This is a genomic window from Arcticibacter sp. MXS-1, from assembly GCF_041902385.1.
Taxonomy (GTDB): domain Bacteria; phylum Bacteroidota; class Bacteroidia; order Sphingobacteriales; family Sphingobacteriaceae; genus Arcticibacter.
This window is the reverse complement of the sequence record NZ_CP169244.1, coordinates 1661794-1682766: the sequence shown is the minus strand read 5'-3', so window position 1 is coordinate 1682766 and position 20973 is coordinate 1661794. Positions and strand designations below refer to the sequence as shown.

Genomic DNA, 20973 nt, shown 5'->3' with positions numbered 1-20973 from the left:
CTATAACGCGATCTCTCTTACAGCTTCCTCTTCACTTCAACGTTCTCGTATGCTTCAACGATGTCGCCTACCTTAATATCATTAAAGTTGTTGATGTTCAGACCGCATTCATAACCGGCCGCAACCTCTTTAACATCGTCCTTATAGCGTTTAAGTGAAGCCAGTTCGCCTGTGTACACCACTACGCCGTCGCGAATGATCCGGACTTTGCTATTCCGGTTAATCTTACCGTCGAGCACCATACATCCGGCGATAGTTCCCACCTTGCTGATCTTGAAGGTCTCCCTGATCTCGACGTTAGCCGTGATCTTCTCTTCAAACTCAGGAGCAAGCATACCTTCCATTGCTGCCTTCACCTCATTGATTGCATCGTAGATGATCGAGTAAAGGCGAATGTCGATCGCTTCCTGCTCTGCCAGCTTACGTGCTCCACCTGAAGGCCGAACCTGGAACCCGATGATGATTGCATCGGATGCAGATGCGAGCAATACGTCTGATTCTGAAATCTGTCCAACCGACTTATGGATGATGTTCACCTGAATCTCTTCAGTAGAAAGTTTAAGCAATGAATCAGACAACGCTTCGATTGATCCATCTACGTCACCCTTCACGATGATATTCAGCTCCTTGAAGTTCCCGATTGCAAGACGGCGTCCGATCTCATCAAGTGTAATATGCTTCTGACTTCTCAAGCCCTGCTCACGCTGCAATTGTAAACGCTTGTTTGCAATTTCTCTGGCATGAGGTTCGCTTTCCATCGCATTGAACTTATCGCCCGCGGTTGGCGCACCTGACATACCCAGCACCTGTACCGGCGTGGATGGTCCGGCTTTATCCACCCGCTGACCACGTTCGTTCGTGAGGGCCTTTACACGGCCGCTATAACTACCTGCCAGAATCGGATCTCCAACGTGAAGTGTTCCTGCCTGAATCAGCACAGTGGTTACAATACCACGGCCCTTGTCCAGCGCAGCTTCAATAACAGTACCGGTTGCCCTCTTATTCGGATTTGCTTTCAGTTCAAGCATATCCGCTTCGAGAAGCACTTTTTCAAGAAGAAGGTCTACATTCAAACCGGTCTTACCGGAAATCTCCTGACACTGATACTTACCACCCCAATCCTCAACAAGGAGGTTCATGGTAGCAAGCTGCTCACGGATCTTGTCAGCATTCGCTCCGGGTTTATCTACCTTTGTAAAGGCAAACACAATCGGAACGCCAGCGGCCTGCGCATGATTGATCGCTTCCCTTGTTTGCGGCATCACGCTGTCGTCAGCTGCAATTACGATAATTGCAATATCTGTTACCTGCGCACCGCGTGCACGCATGGCCGTAAAGGCTTCGTGACCTGGGGTATCCAGGAATGTGATCTTTCGTCCACTTTCGAGCTTCACTTCATAGGCCCCTATGTGCTGAGTAATACCTCCAGCTTCTCCCGCAATAACATTGGTCTTCCTGACAAAGTCAAGCAATGAAGTCTTTCCGTGGTCAACGTGTCCCATCACTGTGACGATAGGGGCTCTTGGAAGAAGATCTTCTTCGTTGTCTACCTCTTCAAGACTAGCTTCCTCATCCTCCGGCTTTATAAACTCAATATCGTAGCCAAACTCGTCTGCAACGATAGTAAGGGTTTCAGCATCAAGTCTCTGGTTAATAGAAACGAACATTCCCAGACTCATACAAGTAGAGATTACTTGTGTTACCGGAACATCCATCATATTAGCCAGCTCATTTGCGGTGACAAATTCGGTTACCTTCAGCACCTTCGACTGCAGCTCTTGTTCAAGTGCAGCCTCTTCGGCTGAATGCGCTATATCATCACGCTTCTGACGCCTTAACTTGGCGCGCTGCGCAAACTTACCAGACTTACCTGCACCGCTCAGACGAGCGAGAGTGGCTTTAATCTGGTCTTGTATTTCTTTCTCTGATGGTTCCTCCTTAGGAGCATCATGCCTTCCCTGATTCCTGTTATTCCCGCCCCGGAAGTCAGGCCTGTTGGCCATATTCTTTGCGTTGCCTCTGAAGTCAGGTCTGCCAGGGTGATTGCTGGCTTGTCCTGGCCCTGCCGGGCGTTGCTGTCCACTTTGCTGCTGACCGGCATGCTGCTGCTGTCCATGCTGGCCCTGAGCTTGCCCCGGTCCTGCGTGGTCTTTGCGCTTACGTTTGCGTTTATGGTCATTGGCTGCGTTTGATGACGACGCCACCGGCTGGTCCTTCCTTCGCTGAGGCATCGTAGCAGAAAGATCGATCTTCCCGATCACGTTTGGTCCGGTCAGGCGTTGCGCCCGAGCCCTGATTACGTCGTCTTCCGCCTCTGGCTTTTCAGACTGATAGGTTGTCTCTGGCTGCTTGTCCTCAGCTTCAGTTGCTGCCGGAGCCTCCTGTGCTGGCACCTCCGGCGCAGCAGGCGCCGTAACTTCAGGTGCTGGCTCCTCAGTTTTAACAGGAGCGGGTGCCTCCTGAACCACTTCCGGTTCAGGCTCGACCTCCTTAACAGGCGTTGCCTGCACTTCCGGCTCGGGTTGCACTTCTTTTTCTTTTGCTGGCTCTTCTACTGGTTCCGGCGCAGCCTCCTGAATAACTGGCGCAGCCGGCGCTTCATCTTCCTTATGGTCTTCATGACGAGGCTTCTTATTGAGAGAATCAAGGTCGATCTTCCCAACCACCTTCACACCAGGCAGTGCATTCTCCTCATGCTTTTCCGAAGCGTGATCTTCTTCATCTGCCGGAGCAACCCTGGCTTTCTCTGCCAGGGGATGCGGCGCAGAAGCACCGGTATTCTTTATCAGTATTTCCTCCTGGTCAAAATCCCTGTTGCGACGAGGTTCTGGTCTTTCAGCTGGAGGAGGGGTATCATCACGACGTATCTTTCCTATTACAATTTGTCTCGCTTCTTCACGAACAATCTTGTCCCCTTGATACTCCTTTAAAAGAGCACTATACATTTCTTCGCTGAGCTTTGTGTTCGGCTTCGGATCAACCGTAAAGCCTTTCTTACTCAAAGCTTCAACTGCGGTTGACAAACCAATATTAAGCTCTTTTGCTGCTTTTAGTAAATTTATGCTTTTACCTTCTGACATCTAAAAAAATTACCTCTCGCTAAAAATTTTAACAAAAATACGATTTTTATCCGGTAAATTAATAGCGGAACCCGAATAGACTCACTTATTCGAATTCAGCTCTCAATATACCCATTACTTCTTTAATGGTGCTATCTTCCAGGTCGGTACGCTTCACAAGCTCATCCACAGATAAAGCAAGGACAGACTTGGCAGTATCGAGACCAATCCGCTTAAACTCATCTATGATCCAGCCATCAATTTCATCAACGAACTCTTCCAGATCCACGTCTTCATCGTCTTCTTCAGCCTCCCTGTAGACGTCGATCTCATACCCCGTCAATTTCCCGGCCAATTTTATGTTATGGCCACCGCGTCCAATTGCAAGCGATACCTGATCAGGCTTCAAATAGACAGCAGCACGTTTGTCGGCTTCGTCAAGCTTGATAGTAGTGATCTTCGCCGGACTAAGCGCGCGCTGAATATAAAGCGAGGCATTGTTGGTAAAGTTGATCACGTCTATATTCTCATTTTTGAGCTCCCTCACTATACCATGAATGCGCGATCCTTTCATACCCACACATGCACCTACAGGATCGATACGGTCGTCGTACGACTCCACAGCAACCTTAGCACGCTCTCCCGGCTCACGAACAATCTTTTTGATCGTAATCAGGCCGTCGAAAATTTCAGGCACTTCCAGTTCGAACAGGCGCTGCAGAAAATCAGGCGCAGTGCGCGAAATGATGATCTTGGGGTTGCTGTTCATCATATCCACCTTTAACACAACAGCCCTAACGGTATCTCCCTTTTTGAAATAGTCGGCAGGGATCTGTTCTGTTTTAGGCAACAGCAGCTCATTACCGTCATCGTCCAGCACCAGGGTCTCCTTCTTCCATACCTGATACACTTCCCCGGTCACAATTTCGCCCACGCGGTCTTTATACTTCCTGAAGATCTCATCCTTTTCCAGCTCAAGAATCTTAGAAACAAGCGTTTGGCGGGCGGCCAGAATAGCGCGGCGCCCGAAGCTTTCGAGCGTGATCTGCTCAATAAAATCATCGCCCACTTCAAGATCAGGATCAATTTTCCTCGCTTCTGCCAATTCAATTTCCAGATCATCATCCTCAGAAAACCCGTCTTCCATCACCGTTCGCGTACGCCAGATTTCAAGGTCACCATTATCCGGATTCACGATCACGTCACAGTTTTCATCAGTTCCGTACTTCTTCCTGATCATGCTTCTAAACACCTCTTCCAGCACACTAATTACAGTAGGACGATCGATGTTCTTGAATTCCTTGAACTCCTGAAAGGAATCAATCAAATTAATATTGCTCATTTTATTTAAATGAAATTAAAACCTTAGTTTCTGTTATGTCGGCAAAAGGGATCAGACTTTCCACTATCTCAGCTTTCTTTCCTTTCTCCTTTATCTTTTCTTCTAATTTAATCCCGTGTTCTGTGACTTCCACAAGCTTGCCCTCTCTCTTACTCCCATCGTTTAGCTTAACCGCAACAGACCGGCCGATATTTTTCTGATACTGACGAACCTGCTTAAGAGGCGTGTCAATACCCGGAGAGGATACCTCCAGATTATAGGCATGCTCAATGGCATCTTCTTCCTCAAGATGGAAACCAACATGCCGGCTGATTGCCACGCAATCTGATATACCTATGCCGTTATCTCCGTCGACCAGAATAATAAGCTTTCCGTTCGGATGCATCTTCACGTCTACCAGAAACAAGTCCGGACGATCCGATATTTTCTGCCCAACCAGCTCGCTTACCCTTTTCTCAATGTTCATAAAATTACAACTAAAAAGAAAAGAGGGGACATGCCTGTCCCCTCTTCTTCATTAGACGCAAAAGTATAAAAAAAAATTCTCTTGCAAATCGGTGATTCTCAGAGTCGGTGAACCTCAATAAAGTCCAGACTTACCCGGGAAAGACGGGGGACTGGCCTGAGACAAGTCTGGGACAAGCTCGCCTTTTCTCTTATTTTTATATGGTGCCACTTTGATTGGGCTTCGATTGGGCTTCGGTTCCGATCGAAGCCCAATCGAAGAAAAGGCGCGCTTGGGTCGCGGCATTCTCGCGCATTTCCCGCCCCGTGTAGCAGTTAAGGAGGGGTTGAGCACGTTTCTTCTCTATGTCAAAATCCAGACAACTTCTAACAAAACAAGACAATTACAGACACATTGCTCTAAAAATTAGGTTCAGGCGCTTTCGCTGTGTATGTTTGTTGCATCAGCCAGAGCTGCCAGATGAAGGTTAAAGTAACGAAGAGGTATTTATCACTCAACTTTTGACGTGATGAAACCGGCGACTGCTTCCTTCCCGGCGGAATCGAGCGAGACGTTTAATTGTTTAATATTTTTTCAATTTTTGTATATGCGTATTCTTGTTGAAATCCTACTTACCGGAATTGCTGTAGCATTAGCAGCATTTCTCGTTCCCGGAGTCCACGTAGGCGGCTTCCTGGACGCCATCATTGCAGGTCTGCTTATTGCCCTGGCGAACGCCACCATCGGGGCCGTTCTCAGGCTTTTCACCCTGCCGATCACCATCCTCTCATTAGGCCTTTTTTCCTTTGTTATTTCAGCGCTGATGGTATTGCTGGTAGACGCATTCATGAAGGGCTTTGAAACAAGCGGTTTTTTAAGTGCGCTCATCTTCGCGGCAGTCCTATCAGTGATCAAAATGATCTTCGGGTTCTTCAAATAGGAGAACCAGCTGCTTTAAAGGCGGCTAATCGCATAAGGAACGCCCCGAGAGAAGGGCCGACGGCACTATTACTTCTCCTGTAATGCCTTCTGCACGCTCGGCGCTTTATCAGCCTCCGCCTTTTTCAGAACATCCGAGTTATCTCTCCCCGCGTATAGCTTTCTGAGACAGGTTAGCGCAGCCGCCCTAACATAGGACCGGGGATCTTCGAGTGCCATCACCCGGATCTTTGGATACACCTGAGCGCGCTCCTCTTCACTCAGCTTCGAAATAAAATCGACTGCGCGAAGCCGCAAGTCCCAGTTCTTATCGTCTAATGCAGCAATCATCACACCATGTGCTGCCTTGTCAGCCGGCGCCTGCTGCAGCCCCTGCAGTGCCTCCAGACGGTCCAGATACAAAGGTGAATGCGAGTATTGAAAGACATATTGGGATACCGGCTTTGACTCCTTTTTTCAGCAAGCAGATACTTGTCGGCGTCTACATTGATGAGATCAGGTTCAGCCCCCGCCGGGAATGAAAAACTTTGCTCTTGCCGGCTGACGATGATCTTCTTGCGTTCAACCTTCCCGCCCTGATAAATGTCAACCGCTATTGGTAAACGGTAAAGAGGAATTTTTGAAAGGTCTTGCTGCTGAGCTATTGAGACGATGACCTGCCTGGATGTCTGGTCATACCTAGAGTCGATCTTAAGTACCGGGTGTCCGGCCGCCAGAAACCATTGGTTAAAAAACCAGTTAAGGTCTTCGCCGGTCACCTCCTCAAACGCTCTTCGAAGATCTCCGATCTCAGCGGTTTTATAAGCGTTCCGGGTCAGGTACAGATGCAGCGACTTGAAAAACGCTTCATCTCCGACTACATTTCGCAGCATATGAAGAATCCGTCCTCCTTTCTGATAACTCACCGCGTCAAACATCTGCTCGCGGTCGGCATAGTCGTACCTGATCACATTTGCGTCTCTCCCTTTGGCAGAGGACAGGTAGGCCTGCAGATCTTTCCATCCGAAAAGGTCAGCGTAATCGCGGCCATACTTATGTTCATTCCAGAGGTACTCTCCGTAGGTAGCAAAAGACTCATTTAAAGGAAGATTCGCCCAGGACTCGGCGGTCACCAAATCACCAAACCAATGATGGAAAAGCTCATGTGATATAATGTCTTCATAGGTTTCGTCGAGATACTGCTCTTTGGTCATATTCATCCGGTCAAAGAAGACCGTGGCAGTTGTATTCTCCATAGCTCCGCCCAGAAAGTTCCTCACCACGATCTGTGAGTATTTTTCCCAGGGATAATCGACGCCGGTAAGAGAGGAGAAGAACTCCATCATCTGGGGGGTCTTCCCGAAGATCAGCCGGGCATTTGGAGCGAATTCAGGCTCCATATAGTAGCTCACCTCCTTATCGCGCCACTTATCCTTCACAATCTTAAAATCGCCGCCGGCTATCATCGTGAGGTAAGTAGAATGGGGCTTCTCCTGCCGCCACGTATCGGTGCGTGTGCCGTCACCGTTGTCGGATGAAAAATCAAGTATGCCGTTTGAAAGTGTAACCATGCCGGCAGGCACAGTCATACTGATCTCCTGGGTCATCTTCTCCTGCGGTCCGTCGATGGTGGGGAACCAGGCAGAATTACACTCGGTCTCTCCCTGCGTCCAGAACTGCCTTGGCATATCTTTCTCTTTACCGTCGGGATTAATAAAGTAGAAGCCCCTGTCGCCTGAGGAGCCTATATCTTCACCAACTTTCAAGCGGTTCGGCATCGCCACGTATTGCACATAGACTGTATACTTCTGATCGCGTGTGTAGGTTTTGTCGAGTCTGACCTTCAGCTTCTTGCGATCATACGTGTACTTTAAAGGAATTAACTCGTCTTTCTGTACCAGCGCGACCTGTTCAATCCGGAAACCTTTGGCTGACAGGATAAGACTGTCAGAAGGGTAGAACCAGGGCTTTGCCTGAATATAAGCCCTACCCATAACAAAGCTGCTGTCCCAGTCAAACCGGAGATCAAGCCGCGTATGAATAATATCGGTAAGCTTTGTGTAGCTGCTCCTGTAAATATTTGAACCCGGCCGGTTTGCGCTAACAGTTACAGGGTCCATCGCGACCTTCTGGACTGAGGAGCACGCAGCGAGCAGAACAACTGACAGTATCAAACACGAGCGGTATACTTGCTTCATTATTATGTGACGTTTTGAAAATATAAGAAAAACAGTGACCGAAAGGTTCAGGTTAACTTTCCTTCAGAAGCTCATCCACGAGTTTTGTAAACTCTTGGGTGAATTCGGTATAGTGTGCGCCAGTTCCCGGGCCGCTAAACCCGGTATGGATCTTCCTGACCTTTCCTTTCTTGTCTATGATGATCGTTGTGGGGAAGGCTTTGAATTCGTTTAGCTCGGGCATGCTTGTCAGCGCGTCCTTGGGCGTGTATCCGGTAAGCAAAAGGGGATACTGTATATCAAACCTTTCTTTAAGCTGCCTGACGCTTTTTCTGGACCGTTCCGGGTCTGTTGTTCTTTCATATGCCAGTCCCACAACTTCTACCCCCGGGCCCGGTTCTTTTTGTAGAACGGAGCCATATAAGCCGTCTCGTCCATGCAGTTAGGGCACCATGAACCGAGAAACTGTACAATGACCACCTTATTGCGGAAGCGCTCGTCAGAGAGAGAGACCTGCTTACCGCTGAGGTCAGGAAAGCTGAAACTGATCTTGCTCTTCCCCTTTTTAAGTGTAGTGAGCGAATACGCGTCGGGAAGCATAGCCCTCGGATCCTTCCGTGCGCTCCATTTCTCCATGGACGACAGTCCTGCGTAAAACCGACCGTCTACTATCGTATTATTCTTTACAGTTCCGGTAAAGAGAAAAGCATGAGACCCATCAAAGGTGGAAAGAAAAAGCTTATCCCCGGAAACAGCTCCTTCCAGATACCGGTAATCTCCGGTTGTGGTGAGGAATGTACCCCTCACCTTCGAAGAATCCTGCACAAACTCCCCGACAGCTATGGATGTATCCTTCCCGTCAGTACTGCTAAACGTGGCAGACCATCTGCCCGAGACGTTAGCCGACGCCCCACTTGCGCCCGGAGGAAAGAAACGCCAGGAGATACCGGGCTCCGCACTGAAGGCCATCGCTATATCCTTGTCAGGCAAATGCTTTATCCACTTCCCCGACAAGCCTGAAGAACTTGAAACGGCCTTTATCTCAGAATCGAAAAGAGGCAGGACTATGTTTATAGAGTCGCCATTTTGACGAACTTCATCTACTCTTAAGCGTTCGCCGGCATTAAGGATATAGACCACCTTACGACCTGCCGTGTCTGCTACATGAAAATTAAAAGGTATCTCTGTTCCCGAATCTGTTTTAAGCGTTGCCCGCCAGTCTCCGGGTTCAAGTCCGCCGGCAGACTTGCCACAAGCGGAAAATAACGCGATTGAAAGAACTAGTGAGAAGAAATACGATAACGTACGATCAGAATACTGGAGAAAGCCCATGTCACAAGAAGATATGATGCAAAACAAATAATACTACAACAACAAACAAAAGTAATTGTTACAGAGATAAAAACGGAACACCTGGCCGGTCAGCACGTTTCCTCCCTGTTATACAGCTCCCTTTATCCGTCGTTCGATGGCAGTAGTAGAGTAGCCATCTATATAATCGATTGTTTTCACCTCTCCGCCGTTCTCTAACACCACCCCGGCTCCTACAATCCTGTCTATCGTATAATCGGCACCCTTTACCAGGATATCAGGCTTTATAGATGTAATAAGGTCTAACGGAGTTGCCTCAGAGAACAACACCACCGCATCAACAAAAAAGAGCGATGCGAGAATCGACGCACGTGACTTTTCATCGGTGATTGGCCGCGCAGGCCCTTTTATATCTGACACGGACCGGTCTGTGTTCAGACCGATTATCAGTTTATCGCCCATGTCTGCAGCTTTGGCAAGGTAGTCAACATGCCCAAGATGCAGCAAATCGAAACATCCGTTCGTAAAAACAATGCGCTTCCCCTGGAACTTCCAGACCCGGACTAAAGGCAGGAGTGCTTCCAGACTCTTAATCTTGCTGTTTACAACCTCTAATTTACTCATAACTTTTAATCCGTTCTATGCCTGCCTGTATGACTATTTGATCAGATGGTTATTGTCATCTGGAAAAACGAGAATAGGCTTATAGTTGCGAGCCTCGTCCATCGGCAAAGAACCGTACGACATGATAATCACTATGTCGCCAACCTGAGCAAGCCGGGCACACGAACCATTGAGGCATACGATGCCTGATCCTCGCTCTCCCCTGATCACATAGGTCTCAAACCTGGCACCGTTATTATTATTTACAACCTGGACCTTCTCATTGGGAATAATATTCGCGGCGTCAATTAAGTCCTCGTCAATGGTGATACTCCCCACATAGTTCAGTTCTGCCTGCGTCACCTTCACCCGGTGTATCTTAGACTTTAAAACCTGAATAATCATAAAACAAAATTACTAAAAGAGTGATATGTTGTAAGTTGAGAGTTGTAAGGTGAAGGTAATATTATGCACAGAACTGCGAGGTTTGCGCAGGCATCCTCCAGCAAGAAACAACTTCTGCTTACTTTAAAATGATATTATCAATTAAGCGTGTATTTCCAACCTTTGCGGCCACCAGTGCCACCATGTCACCTTCCCGGCCTGTAGTCGCCGGCTGTAAGGTTTGGGCATCGAAAATTTCGAAGTAGTCGAGCTCCACCCCTTCACGGGAAGCAATAAGAGACACGGCTTCCTGCTTTAACTCATCAAGCGTTTTCCTGCCGAAGTCATCCCTGACCATTTTAAGAGCCGCTGATAAGACAAGCGCACGGCTTCTTTCATCCTCCGAGAGATGTACATTTCTCGAACTAAGTGCCAGTCCGTCCTTTTCGCGTACGATAGGGCACATCACCAGTTCAACAGGAATATGCAGCGACTCCACCATTTTGCGAAGGACAAGGACCTGCTGGAAGTCCTTCTGACCAAAAAAGGCAACGTTCGGTCTGACCAGGTCAAAAGTTTTTTTACTATCTGGGTGACACCCTGATAGTGCCCGGGTCGCGAGGCCCCTTCAAGAATACGCTCCAAATATCCGAGCTCGATATGCCATTTTTCTCCAGGCTGATACATCTCGTCCACCGAGGGCAGGAATAGCATGTTGCAGCCTACGCTTTTCAGCTTTTCTATATCTGCTTCAACAGGGCGCGGATACTTCTCTAAATCTGCAGCATCATTGAACTGGGTAGGATTAACAAAAATACTGCACACCACTACATCGGCTTTCTCTCTTGCAATATTAATCAGGGAAAGGTGTCCGTCATGCAGTGCTCCCATGGTAGGAACGAACCCTATGATCTTACCCTGCTTCCTCAGCTCATCCAGGGAGCTGGATAATGCTGCCCTTGTTTCGAATATTTCCAATTTCTTTTAATAGAGGTACCGGAAGGACATGGCCGTCCGGTTTTGTTAATATTTTTCGCAAACCTACGCAAATTACTCGTAAGATTGAACTTTCGGGATTCCGATTATATCTTTAAAGTTACATTCCAATCCTGCCATACGCACTTATTCCTGCTGGCCGGCGTTTCAGGGCCCACGCTCCATATAACGGCTTTCCTTCCTTTCACCGCCCTGCAACTTCACATGCAGCAGGCCCCACCGGACGCAACCCATTGATATTTCACAAATTAATGTGTATATTTGCAGTCCCAAATTCTATTCTTAAACATTTAACATTTGGAGATGGCAAAAACGAAGTTACTGTTTATTACCCACGAGATGTCGCCTTTCCTCGAGTTAACAAAAATTTCTGAAATCACACGACAGCTTCCTCAGGCCATGCAGGACAAAGGATTTGAAATCCGTATCCTGATGCCCCGTTTCGGCAACATTAATGAGCGCCGCAACCGCCTGCATGAGGTGATCAGACTTTCAGGAATGAATATTATCATCGACGATAACGATAACCCGCTGATCATTAAAGTTGCATCTATACCTTCGGCTCGCATGCAGGTATATTTCCTTGACAATGAAGAGTATTTTCAGCGAAAGCATGTTTTCAGGGACAACAACAACAAGTTTTTCGAAGACAATGACGAGCGTACTATTTTCTTCTGCAAAGGAGCACTTGAAACGGTTAAAAAACTAGGCTGGTCGCCTGATGTGGTACATTGCCACGGATGGATGACTTCACTGGTACCGGTTTATTTGAAGACGACATACAAAGACGACCCTACCTTTAAAAACGCTAAGGTCGTTTACTCTGTGTATGAGAATTGTTTTAGTGAAAAACTAAACAGCGATTTTGCCAGAAAGGCAATTATGAGCGGCATGAACGCCGAACATACTGAAGTATTTAAAGACTCTGATTGTGATTCACTGCACAAAGGTGCAATCCATTACGCTGACGCCGTTGTTTATGGCGACGCTGAGATCAGTGAAGAGGTAGTGGCTTTTGCGAAAAAGAGTGAAAAGCCGGTCCTTGACTTCGAAGCCACAGCGGATTACGAAAATTACTATTCTCTTTATGAAGAGATTTCGAGCGAGGACCTTGTGTCACTGGCTTGAAATGTAAAAACACAATGAAGTAAAAAGGCCTCCTCAATGTTGCTATTGAGGAGGCCTTTTTACTTTTAGCAGAAGGTACGCCTGGCCTGCATCCATCTGCCATATCCTTTACTGCTGCAACGTTCCCTAATCATCGTCTGAACCGTTCGGATCAAAGCGCCAGGTATCGTACAACCGTGTCGAGCCTGTGGTCCCTGTGGTAACATACCCGCAGCTCCCGATTGCGAACCCGACCGCCATTTCCCGCGAAGTTCCCTCAAACGTATCCACCTGCTCCCAGATATCTTTGCCTGGATTATACTGCCATGTCGTATTCAGCGGCGACCCGTTATTCCCGGTAGTCAGATAGCCATAACCATTTATGGTGAAAGCGACTGCAGTTTTCCTCGACAGATTATAATTGTAATCGTCGTTGTTTTTAATATCATCGGTTTCCTCCGAATCGTTGTCGGGGTTCAAAGAATGTAACCTGGTCCAGGTGTTTGCTGAAGGGTCAAATGAGTAAAAAGATTTCTCCGCCGCACTATTATTGTATCCTCCTCCTACATAAGCTTTATTTCCTATCACAAAAACAAAAGGAAATTGTCGTTTCGACTTAATACTTGCCACCTGACTCCAGGTACCTAAAGAACTGCCGGTACCGGGCGTATACTCCCAGAAGTCATTCAAATCATTACTTCCATCGCTACCGCAGCCTATGTAACCCTTACCATTAATACTGAAGCCAACTGCTCCGTAGCGGGCACTGGCTGCAGCAGGCAGGCTGGCTACCTGACGCCAGCTATTATTCTTCGGATTATACTCCCAGAAGTCGCGAAGGGCGGTATTCCCGTCGGATGTTCCCAATCCCACATAACCCTTTCCGTTGATAGAAAAAGCCGTAGCATAGGTTCTTTCTGTGCCCTCAGGAAGGCTGGCGATATTGTACCAATCATCCGTCCCGGGATTGTACTTCATGAAATCGCCTACGCGCCTGGCCACTGTAGAAGTACCCGTATTGGTTACGCCGGTACCAACAAAAGCCGTATCGTTTATCAGAAAGGCGACAGCCCCGTTTCTTGCCACACCCACATAATCAGCCATCCTCGTCCAGTCGCCCGTCAGGTAGTCACTATCATCATCGTCCTTTTTACAGCCTGCAGCAAAGCCAAGCACAAAAAGAAAAAACACACCGGTGAAAAATCTATTCATCATGTTATAAATTTAAATTTGTATATGTAATTCGTAATTTAATGGAGGCCTGTGGATTACGGGCAGAACCAAGGACGGCACGGTTAACAGACGTTTCCAGGTCGGCAACCGGCAAACTGAGCAAGAGCGAGGTATTTTGATAGGTGGTACCTGAATGGGTGACATAATCAGTGAGAGGAAAAGTATAGTATGAAACGCCCGTTACCTCGTCCTTCCGGTTAAGTGTGAGCTGAGATAGTTGAGTCTTACTGTCTGTCAGAATGGAAGCAGGCCTGTTGTTCTTATTGGCAACGAAAAGTATCAGTTTTGCAGGAGGGGTAAAGGGCTTGTCAAAGCCCGGCGGCACCCCGATAATCAGCTCGGCTTTGTTGATGGCAGTCTTGTCTCTCTGAGACAAGTAAGACAAGTACGGCATTTCTATCTTCGTAACCAGACCTATTCCGCCCTGAATATATGTCCGTTCTGAAGTTTGACCCGCCTCAGTCAGGTTGTTGGCCAGGCTAATGGACCGTAGGTTAGTGCTGGCCCTGTCAGCTTCTATGTTGTTAAACTGATACGAGTTGTTGTACAGGCCGAACTTTAGTTCCGCCCGCTTGAGCAGTCCATCGCTGCCCGTGTAGGAATAATAAAGTTTTACCTCTGCCGTATCCTTGTAACCGATGACTGCATTGCCGGCACTATGGCCGGGAATCAGGGCGATGCCCTTAAAATAGTCCAGAAACTCCTCAGGGGAGGTGATAACAGAACTGGCTGACTTCACCAGAGAGAAGAGCTTTGATCCCTCAGAATTACTGAGGCGTATCATCAGACTGTCTTTAGAGCCCGGCCTCGGCTTAAAGCGGACGGCTCCCATCGACATCTCTTCATAGGGAACCTTACTCCGGTTGTAGAAAGTTGCTGAGCCGGAAAAGACGTCCTCCTCTTCCGGCTCGGGAACGCCGGGGGAGGAAGGGAGAGCAATCCTCGCTTTAAGCTGCCGCACATCTATTTCCTGCGTGACAGAAGTATCGCCATAGTAGTAGCCCGAATAATTCAGCTTGAGGCGTACAGAATCAAAGCGAGCGTCGTCGGGTAAAGAAGAAGCGGTTATTTCGGTAGGTGTTACCTGAAAATAGCTCGCCGCCCTGATATCTCCCAGCTCAGGATCTTCCATCCTCCCTACCAGCATAACTCCTTTTCCCGCTGACGGAAGAGAGTCAAGAAGCAAAGTCGAGGTTTGAACCGTTACAGTATCAGTTATTGCTGAACTCAGACTCGCGTCTTGCCCCAAGCCGATGCTGTCTTGCTTTGAACATGATAACAGCAGAAACAAATTGGAAAAAATACTGCATCTTTCTAAAATAGAACTTAACCCAAGCGGTTTTACGATCTTCAACATTATCTCTAACTTTATCTCAAATATGGCAGGGGGCGGGATCAAGACCAGCACTCCACCAGCTTTAAATTACCTTAGGTCGCCTTATGCGTTCCGTTATAAAGGTTTTACCTGCCGAATTTAGGAAGGATAAAAAGCGGCCTCAGGGAAATGCGATCTATGGGTTGATTTACAAGACCATTAAATGAATTTTGGCGAGGACAGGAAGAACGGTTCTTTGATTTTAAGAGTGCGGAGTATTGTAAATAGCTAAAATCAAGGCATTAGTCGTCAGAATTGAACCATTAATCTTATTTATCCGTACAAGACACTTTCAGTCACTACTTTAGCTGCAGAATGAAGAGGATTAAGATGCAGAATTGGCTCCATGAAGCCATCCCGTTATTGCTTTGGCTAGGCTTTGTACTCTTTCCATTTCTGTTGCGTGCCCCAACTATGCCATCTTATGTGAGGCGAACGTTCCTGGAGACCATATTTCTAAACAACCTTTTGCTGTTGTCTATCTTCTATCTGCACGCCTTTGCCATTTTTCCTCTTACCAAAAAGAAGAAGGGCTTTGCCTGGTATAGTTTAGCCGTAGCCGCCTGTTTGAGCATATTCTTACTTATCTCCCAACTCTTGTCGCCGGCCTACCCTCCGCGACCGTCTAAAAAGGAAATGCGGGAGTTCCAATGGAAAGAGTTTAACAACGAAAAACCGCGTGATGCACCTCCCACACAGCTTTTTGAGCACCGCCCGCCTCCCGAAAAGCGCGGATTGAGGATTCTTCCGTTCTTTATGGTGATATTATGCAGCTATAGCTATTGCATCCTCAGGGAAAACGCCAAACGAGAAAAAGCGCTTAAAGAGCACGAAAACGAAAATCTCAAAACAGAGTTAAGTTTTCTTCGCTCACAGATCAGCCCCCACTTCATGTTCAATGTTCTTAACAGCATGGTGTCGCTCGCGAGAAAAGGATCACCCCTGCTCGAGCCCTCGCTCATCAACATGTCAAACCTAATGCGGTATATGCTTTACGAAGGCAACGCAAAGCAAGTAGGGCTCGACACCGAACTGGAATATCTGAAGAACTATATCGACCTCCAGCTTTTAAGGTATGGCGACTCGGTCAGTTTGAATCTGTACCTGAACGGAAGGGCAGAAGGTTATCATATCGAACCTATGCTCTTAATACCTTTCGTCGAGAATGCATTCAAGCACGGCATTTCAATGATCGACAAGCCTATTATCGATATTTCGGTCAGTATCAATCCTGCTACTCACAGCCTCCACTTCACGTGCGTTAACAGCATAAGTCCGGATAAGGACAATACCAGCGAGAGCTCTGGCATCGGACTGCATAACGTGAAGCGGCGGCTCTTGCTACTTTATCCTGAAAAACACGCTCTACGGATAAGAACGGAGGGAAGGACATTCAAGGTTGAACTTAAAATTACTTTATTATAATGAACTGTCTGGTAGTAGACGACGAAAAACTAGCTCTCGAACTTTTGGAAGACAATGTAAGACAAGTCCCATTCCTGAATCTCGCGGCGTCGTGCAGGAACGCTGTTGACGCGCTCAGTGCACTGCAGGAGAACAAGATTGACCTTATATTTCTTGACATCAGGATGCCGGGATTAAATGGGCTGGAGTTTATCCAGACCATCCAAAAGTCTCCGCTGGTCATACTGGTCACGGCCTTCGAACATCACGCGCTCGAAGCCTTTAATCTTAATGCCGTAGACTACCTGGTAAAACCAGTGGCATTCACCCGTTTCCTTGCCGCAGCCAACAAAGCTCATGACATCTTTACATTAAGGCAGATCTCCCAGCAACCGGCGGCAGGTCCGGCTAACGACCACATATTTGTTAACGCGGGTTACTCGCTGGTGAAGGTGAGACTAGATGACATACTATTTATTGAGGGCCTTCGGGACTATGTAAGGATCAATCTGAACAATGGCCAGATTGTAACGACACGGCTAAGTATGAGAAGTCTGGAAGAGAAACTGGATGCTGAGCTGTTTATGCGCGTACACAAGTCGTTCATTATTGCACTTGACAAAATAGAAGCAGTACAGAAATATCGCCTCGTAATTAAGGGCCGGGAAATTCCGGTAGGAGAGTCTTACCGGAACATCCTGCAGACCTATATCACAGAACGCAATATCTAGGGCGGATTCACTTTTTTAACGATACCCGCGCGAAAACGCTGAAACCCTCTGTTGAGCTAAAATCCCACCTGCTGCCGGCGGGCAGGACCGGTTGCAGCCACACCAACTCTCCATTGCTAATCAGGACTTTACAGGACACCCCAAAACTGCTCTACATCAGACGGAGGGGGGTAGAAAACGTATCGTGTATGAGAGTACCCCTGCGGGAGGTACCATTACTGACGTGTGCTTTAGGCCATTCGTCTCACCAAACTCGCATTTCGTATGGCCTCCGCACCTATCCCAACATTTTCGCTACCAAACCGCTTGCACGTGCTGCAAATATCTTATTTTAGCTATCTTTGAACCAGCATTTTAATTAACGAGACGAGAAAAGAAACCGATGAAATATTTTGGACAAGGCTTATTAACCCTGTTAATGGGTCTTTTTATTTTAAGCAGTTGCGAAAAAGCCGATACAATCGGTTTGGACATTGACCCTCAGGATACGATCAATGGTAAATTTATCACTGACTATAACATCCAGACAGTCACAGTAAAAGACGATAGCCTGCTCACTGACGCACTCTCTCAATATCCGCTGGGAGACCTTCAGGATCCTGAAATAGGACACACAGAGGCAGGAATTGCGCTGGGCTTGAACCTCCCAAGTGCCAACTTTTCATTTGGAAAGAACGCTTCAATTGACTCTGCAGTACTGGTTTTACCTTATGGTCGCGGCTTTAACGGCGATTCTACCCTTTCCAGATTTACGCTTTCAGTAAGCCAGTTGGGTGAGAAGTACGCAAGCGGGACTTACAACACGAAAAAGTGGAAGGTATCTGACGCCGAAACTGATGCAACAACTCTAAACCGCTTCTCGTGGAACGACAGTATCAGGGTCACAGAAATTGTTAAAGGCGGCCGGGATACGATTAGAAAAGTACCACCTCAGCTTCGTGTCAGGCTTGAAAAGATCAAGACAATTCTGTCCAGCGCTTCTGCCTCAGACCTGGCCAGCAACGCTTCATTTGGAACCTACTTTAAAGGATTATACCTGAAGGCTAAAAGAGAAGGCGAGAGCATGACCGGCGGCGTCGGATTCCTGAACCTTGTCTCGGGCTCTGCCGCGACTCAAACAGCAAGGCTTGATGTATACTATAAAGCCGACAACACATCAGGAGGAAGGGACACTTCCGTTGCCACCTTCGCCGTTGGCGGCGCAACTGCAGCTATAGCCCATTCTTATAACGAGAATGTCTCAAGCCAGCTTAATGCTCCCGGCCATACCTTCCAGACAGTTTATGTACAGCCCATGGGTGGACTGAAAACAAAAGTTTCTATCCCCGACCTGAAGAAGCTAAAAGAACTCGGCAATATTGCCGTCAATAAGGCAGAGCTTATCGTCTCTGTTGCTGGCACCAATACAAACGCCCTGACTCCCGCTCCGGCACTGACGATCTATCAGAGCGATATCGCGGGACAAAGACAGGCTCTTCCCGATCAGCGATCACAGTGGGGTGGCTCCTTTTACAACAGCACCGAAAAAAGATACGTGTTCAACATCAGCTCCTACGTTCAGCACATTCTCTCCGGAAAAACCGAGCAGTACCCCTTGTTCATCATTTCGGCAGACCCCAGATACCTCACACAGGGAGGAGCAAACATCTCCCCTGTAGCTACCACGGCTGCAAGGGCTGTCCTTGCAGGAGGAAACAGTCTGGCTAGCAAAATAAAAGTAAATATTTACTATACGCGCTTACAGTAATAGCGTTAAGTCTCTCAAAAAGGGGATCAGAAGCGTTCTGATACCCCTTTTTGGGAAGTCTATCTTCCTTTGAAACTTCCATGAGAGCCCTTACACGTCCCTCTTCAGAGCCAGAGCGCCTGCTAAAAGGATTTTTCTCCTGGTACTCCCACAATCGCAATAAGACTTCACCGCTTCATCTTTTTCAGTAAATTAGCCGGCTGAATCATTACATAAAATATGTGTGGAATAGTTGGATATATTGGTCATCGGGAAGCATGGCCAATTGTCATTAAAGGCCTGCGCCGCTTAGAATATCGCGGATACGACAGTGCGGGCGTTGCTTTATTAGACGGAAGTTTAAAAACTTATAAAAAGGCGGGCAAGGTAAGCGAACTGGAACAATTCTCAGAAGGAAAGGACAAAACAGGAACCGTTGGGATGGGGCACACCCGCTGGGCAACCCACGGCGAGCCATCAGACCGCAATTCACATCCTCATCAGTCAGGAGATGGTCGTCTTTCTATCATTCACAATGGCATCATTGAAAATTACGCAGTATTAAAAGAAGCATTACAGGCGAGAGGCCATATATTCAGCAGTGACACGGATACTGAGGTCCTCGTTCATCTGATCGAAGCCGTTCAGAAGGCCGACAATCTAGACTTATCCGAAGCTGTGCGGGTAGCTCTCACAAAAGTGATCGGGGCTTATGCGATCGTTGTTATGAGTCAGGACGAGCCTAATCTGATCATTGCTGCCAGGAAAGGCAGCCCGATGGTGATCGGGGTGGGTGAAAACGAATACTTCGTAGCTTCAGATGCTTCACCCATTGTAGAGTACACTAAAAATGTGATCTATCTGAAGGATAACCAGATTGCTTCCATAAGAAGAGAAGAACTGGTGGTAAAGAGCATCGACAACATTATCCAGACGCCTTCGATCCAGGAACTCTCCCTCAAGCTTGAAATGCTGGAAAAAGGAGGGTTTGACCACTTCATGTTAAAAGAGATCTACGAGCAGCCGCGCTCCATAAAAGACTGCATGAGAGGAAGGATCTACCCTAACGAAGGGAAGGTGCAGCTGGGAGGCATCAAAGATTACACCGAGAAACTAAAGAACGCCGACAGGATCATCATCATTGCCTGCGGAACATCGTGGCATGCCGGTCTGGTAGGAGAGTATCTCATTGAAGAGTATGCACGAATTCCGGTGGAAGTTGAATATGCTTCGGAATTTCGTTATCGCAATCCCATCATCTCTGAGAAGGACATTGTGATCGCCATCTCACAGTCTGGAGAAACCGCCGACACGATGGCTGCAATAGAACTGGCTAAAGAAAAAGGAGCAACTATATTTGGCATCTGCAACGTGGTAGGATCATCGATCCCAAGGATCACCCATGCCGGTGTCTATACTCACGCCGGTCCGGAGATTGGTGTAGCGTCGACAAAAGCCTTTACGGCCCAGGTGAGCGTGCTGACCTTAATGGCGCTCTACATTGCGCAACAGCGCGGAACAATCAATCAGGGACAGCTCGTTAACATGCTCACAGAGCTCGAAGAGATACCTGCCCTGGTTGAAAAATGCCTCAAAGCAGACGAGAGAATCAGAGATATAGCCGACAAGTTAAAAGATTCAAGGAACAGCTTGTTCCTGGGAAGGGGAAGTGGTTTTCCTGTTGCCCTCGAAGGCGCACTGAAATTGAAGGAAATCTCCTATATCCATGCTGAGGGCTATCCTGCTGCAGAGATGAAGCACGGCCCGATTGCACTGATCGACGAAGACATGCCGGTAATCTTCATCGCCACCAAAAACTCCTCCTACGAAAAGGTGATCAGCAACATCCAGGAGGTGAAGGCCAGAAAAGGGAAAGTTATCGCCATTGTGACCGAGGGAGACAAAGAAGTGAAGAAAATGGCGGACTATATCATCGAGATTCCCGACAGCAACGAAGCATATTTACCGCTTCTGGCAACCATACCACTGCAACTACTGGCGTATCATATCGCAGTACTCAGGGGCTGCAACGTTGACCAGCCAAGAAACCTGGCAAAATCAGTTACTGTAGAGTAAAGGAACTTTCTTCAGCTGCATAATATTAAAAGGCCGTCATCGCTGACGGCCTTTTGCTTAAAGCCCCAAATTATGCAACATTAACA

17 protein-coding genes and 1 pseudogene are annotated in these 20973 nt (G+C 47.6%); 6 read left to right on the top strand and 12 right to left on the bottom strand.

Features of this window, described 5'->3' with window-relative positions:
* Positions 1–17 precede the first annotated feature (17 nt).
* The 3 genes from infB to rimP form a co-directional block, all read right to left on the bottom strand.
* Positions 18–3080, bottom strand: a complete 3063-nt coding sequence (gene infB, locus ACES2C_RS07195) for a translation initiation factor IF-2 (protein WP_374166303.1) — start codon at positions 3078–3080, stop codon at positions 18–20.
* 85 nt (positions 3081–3165) lie between these two features.
* Positions 3166–4401, bottom strand: a complete 1236-nt coding sequence (gene nusA, locus ACES2C_RS07190; RefSeq protein ID WP_374166302.1) for a transcription termination factor NusA — start codon at positions 4399–4401, stop codon at positions 3166–3168.
* 1 nt (position 4402) lies between these two features.
* Positions 4403–4867, bottom strand: a complete 465-nt coding sequence (gene rimP / locus ACES2C_RS07185) for a ribosome assembly cofactor RimP (protein WP_374166301.1) — start codon at positions 4865–4867, stop codon at positions 4403–4405.
* A 586-nt stretch (positions 4868–5453) separates the two neighbouring features.
* On the opposite strand from rimP, the gene ACES2C_RS07180 reads away from it, so the two are divergent.
* On the top strand, positions 5454–5786 hold the full coding sequence (locus ACES2C_RS07180) for a phage holin family protein (protein ID WP_374166300.1): 333 nt from the start codon (positions 5454–5456) through the stop codon (positions 5784–5786).
* A 68-nt stretch (positions 5787–5854) separates the two neighbouring features.
* Here ACES2C_RS07180 and ACES2C_RS07175 read toward each other — a convergent pair whose 3' ends face one another.
* From ACES2C_RS07175 to panC, 7 genes and pseudogenes are all read right to left on the bottom strand, one after another.
* The gene (locus ACES2C_RS07175) at positions 5855–6187 is read right to left on the bottom strand and encodes a hypothetical protein (RefSeq protein WP_374166299.1); all 333 of its coding nucleotides are present in this window, start codon (positions 6185–6187) and stop codon (positions 5855–5857) included.
* Entirely contained in the window at positions 6115–7884 is a 1770-nt protein-coding gene (locus tag ACES2C_RS07170) for a M1 family metallopeptidase (RefSeq protein ID WP_374166298.1), read from the bottom strand. The genes ACES2C_RS07175 and ACES2C_RS07170 overlap by 73 nt, the downstream gene beginning before the upstream one ends.
* A gap of 130 nt (positions 7885–8014) precedes the next feature.
* Positions 8015–8317, bottom strand: a complete 303-nt coding sequence (locus ACES2C_RS07165) for a peroxiredoxin family protein (protein ID WP_374166297.1) — start codon at positions 8315–8317, stop codon at positions 8015–8017.
* A gap of 5 nt (positions 8318–8322) precedes the next feature.
* Complete coding sequence (locus ACES2C_RS07160) at positions 8323–9273, bottom strand: peroxiredoxin family protein (RefSeq protein ID WP_374166296.1); 951 nt, start codon at positions 9271–9273, stop codon at positions 8323–8325.
* 108 nt (positions 9274–9381) lie between these two features.
* Positions 9382–9876 carry a D-glycero-beta-D-manno-heptose 1-phosphate adenylyltransferase gene (gene rfaE2 / locus ACES2C_RS07155; protein WP_374166295.1) on the bottom strand — a complete coding sequence of 165 codons (495 nt, stop codon included), beginning with the start codon at positions 9874–9876 and terminating at the stop codon, positions 9382–9384.
* Between the two features lie 33 nt (positions 9877–9909).
* Positions 9910–10260 (bottom strand): aspartate 1-decarboxylase, encoded by a 351-nt coding sequence (panD, locus tag ACES2C_RS07150; protein WP_374166294.1) that lies wholly within the window; start codon positions 10258–10260, stop codon positions 9910–9912.
* A 118-nt stretch (positions 10261–10378) separates the two neighbouring features.
* A pseudogene (gene panC, locus ACES2C_RS07145) lies at positions 10379–11217 on the bottom strand (pantoate--beta-alanine ligase).
* Between the two features lie 321 nt (positions 11218–11538).
* On the opposite strand from panC, the gene ACES2C_RS07140 reads away from it, so the two are divergent.
* Complete coding sequence (locus tag ACES2C_RS07140; protein ID WP_374166293.1) at positions 11539–12363, top strand: glycogen/starch synthase; 825 nt, start codon at positions 11539–11541, stop codon at positions 12361–12363.
* A 126-nt stretch (positions 12364–12489) separates the two neighbouring features.
* On the opposite strand, the gene ACES2C_RS07135 is transcribed toward ACES2C_RS07140, so the two are convergent.
* Complete coding sequence (locus ACES2C_RS07135; protein ID WP_374166292.1) at positions 12490–13557, bottom strand: Kelch repeat-containing protein; 1068 nt, start codon at positions 13555–13557, stop codon at positions 12490–12492.
* A gap of 1 nt (position 13558) precedes the next feature.
* A complete protein-coding gene (locus ACES2C_RS07130) occupies positions 13559–14932 on the bottom strand; it encodes a DUF4270 family protein (RefSeq protein ID WP_374166291.1) in 1374 nt (457 codons plus the stop codon).
* A gap of 333 nt (positions 14933–15265) precedes the next feature.
* Here ACES2C_RS07130 and ACES2C_RS07125 point away from each other — a divergent pair, with 333 nt between their 5' ends.
* The 4 genes from ACES2C_RS07125 (at position 15266) to glmS (ending at position 20887) form a co-directional block, all read left to right on the top strand.
* Complete coding sequence (locus ACES2C_RS07125; protein WP_374166290.1) at positions 15266–16375, top strand: sensor histidine kinase; 1110 nt, start codon at positions 15266–15268, stop codon at positions 16373–16375.
* Positions 16375–17085: a LytR/AlgR family response regulator transcription factor gene (locus ACES2C_RS07120; RefSeq protein WP_374166289.1), complete on the top strand. Its 711-nt coding sequence runs from the start codon at positions 16375–16377 to the stop codon at positions 17083–17085. Before ACES2C_RS07125 ends, ACES2C_RS07120 begins: the two co-directional genes overlap by 1 nt.
* Before the next feature lie 382 nt (positions 17086–17467).
* Positions 17468–18832: a DUF4270 family protein gene (locus tag ACES2C_RS07115; RefSeq protein WP_374166288.1), complete on the top strand. Its 1365-nt coding sequence runs from the start codon at positions 17468–17470 to the stop codon at positions 18830–18832.
* Positions 18833–19051: 219 nt separating this feature from the next.
* Positions 19052–20887, top strand: coding sequence for a glutamine--fructose-6-phosphate transaminase (isomerizing) (glmS, locus tag ACES2C_RS07110; RefSeq protein ID WP_374166287.1), 1836 nt, complete (start codon positions 19052–19054; stop codon positions 20885–20887).
* The last annotated feature ends 86 nt before the right edge of the window (positions 20888–20973 follow it).

Bases quoted from the DNA above. Each gene is read 5' to 3' on its own strand.
- infB (WP_374166303.1), bottom strand. From the start codon at position 3,080: ATGTCAGAAGGTAAAAGCATAAATTTACTAAAAGCAGCAAAAGAGCTT.
- nusA (WP_374166302.1), bottom strand. From the start codon at position 4,401: ATGAGCAATATTAATTTGATTGATTCCTTTCAGGAGTTCAAGGAATTC.
- rimP (WP_374166301.1), bottom strand. From the start codon at position 4,867: ATGAACATTGAGAAAAGGGTAAGCGAGCTGGTTGGGCAGAAAATATCG.
- ACES2C_RS07180 (WP_374166300.1), top strand. From the start codon at position 5,454: ATGCGTATTCTTGTTGAAATCCTACTTACCGGAATTGCTGTAGCATTA.
- ACES2C_RS07170 (WP_374166298.1), bottom strand. From the start codon at position 7,884: ATGGACCCTGTAACTGTTAGCGCAAACCGGCCGGGTTCAAATATTTAC.
- ACES2C_RS07160 (WP_374166296.1), bottom strand. From the start codon at position 9,273: ATGGGCTTTCTCCAGTATTCTGATCGTACGTTATCGTATTTCTTCTCA.
- rfaE2 (WP_374166295.1), bottom strand. From the start codon at position 9,876: ATGAGTAAATTAGAGGTTGTAAACAGCAAGATTAAGAGTCTGGAAGCA.
- panD (WP_374166294.1), bottom strand. From the start codon at position 10,260: ATGATTATTCAGGTTTTAAAGTCTAAGATACACCGGGTGAAGGTGACG.
- ACES2C_RS07140 (WP_374166293.1), top strand. From the start codon at position 11,539: ATGGCAAAAACGAAGTTACTGTTTATTACCCACGAGATGTCGCCTTTC.
- ACES2C_RS07135 (WP_374166292.1), bottom strand. From the start codon at position 13,557: ATGATGAATAGATTTTTCACCGGTGTGTTTTTTCTTTTTGTGCTTGGC.
- ACES2C_RS07130 (WP_374166291.1), bottom strand. From the start codon at position 14,932: ATGTTGAAGATCGTAAAACCGCTTGGGTTAAGTTCTATTTTAGAAAGA.
- ACES2C_RS07125 (WP_374166290.1), top strand. From the start codon at position 15,266: ATGAAGAGGATTAAGATGCAGAATTGGCTCCATGAAGCCATCCCGTTA.
- ACES2C_RS07120 (WP_374166289.1), top strand. From the start codon at position 16,375: ATGAACTGTCTGGTAGTAGACGACGAAAAACTAGCTCTCGAACTTTTG.
- ACES2C_RS07115 (WP_374166288.1), top strand. From the start codon at position 17,468: ATGAAATATTTTGGACAAGGCTTATTAACCCTGTTAATGGGTCTTTTT.
- glmS (WP_374166287.1), top strand. From the start codon at position 19,052: ATGTGTGGAATAGTTGGATATATTGGTCATCGGGAAGCATGGCCAATT.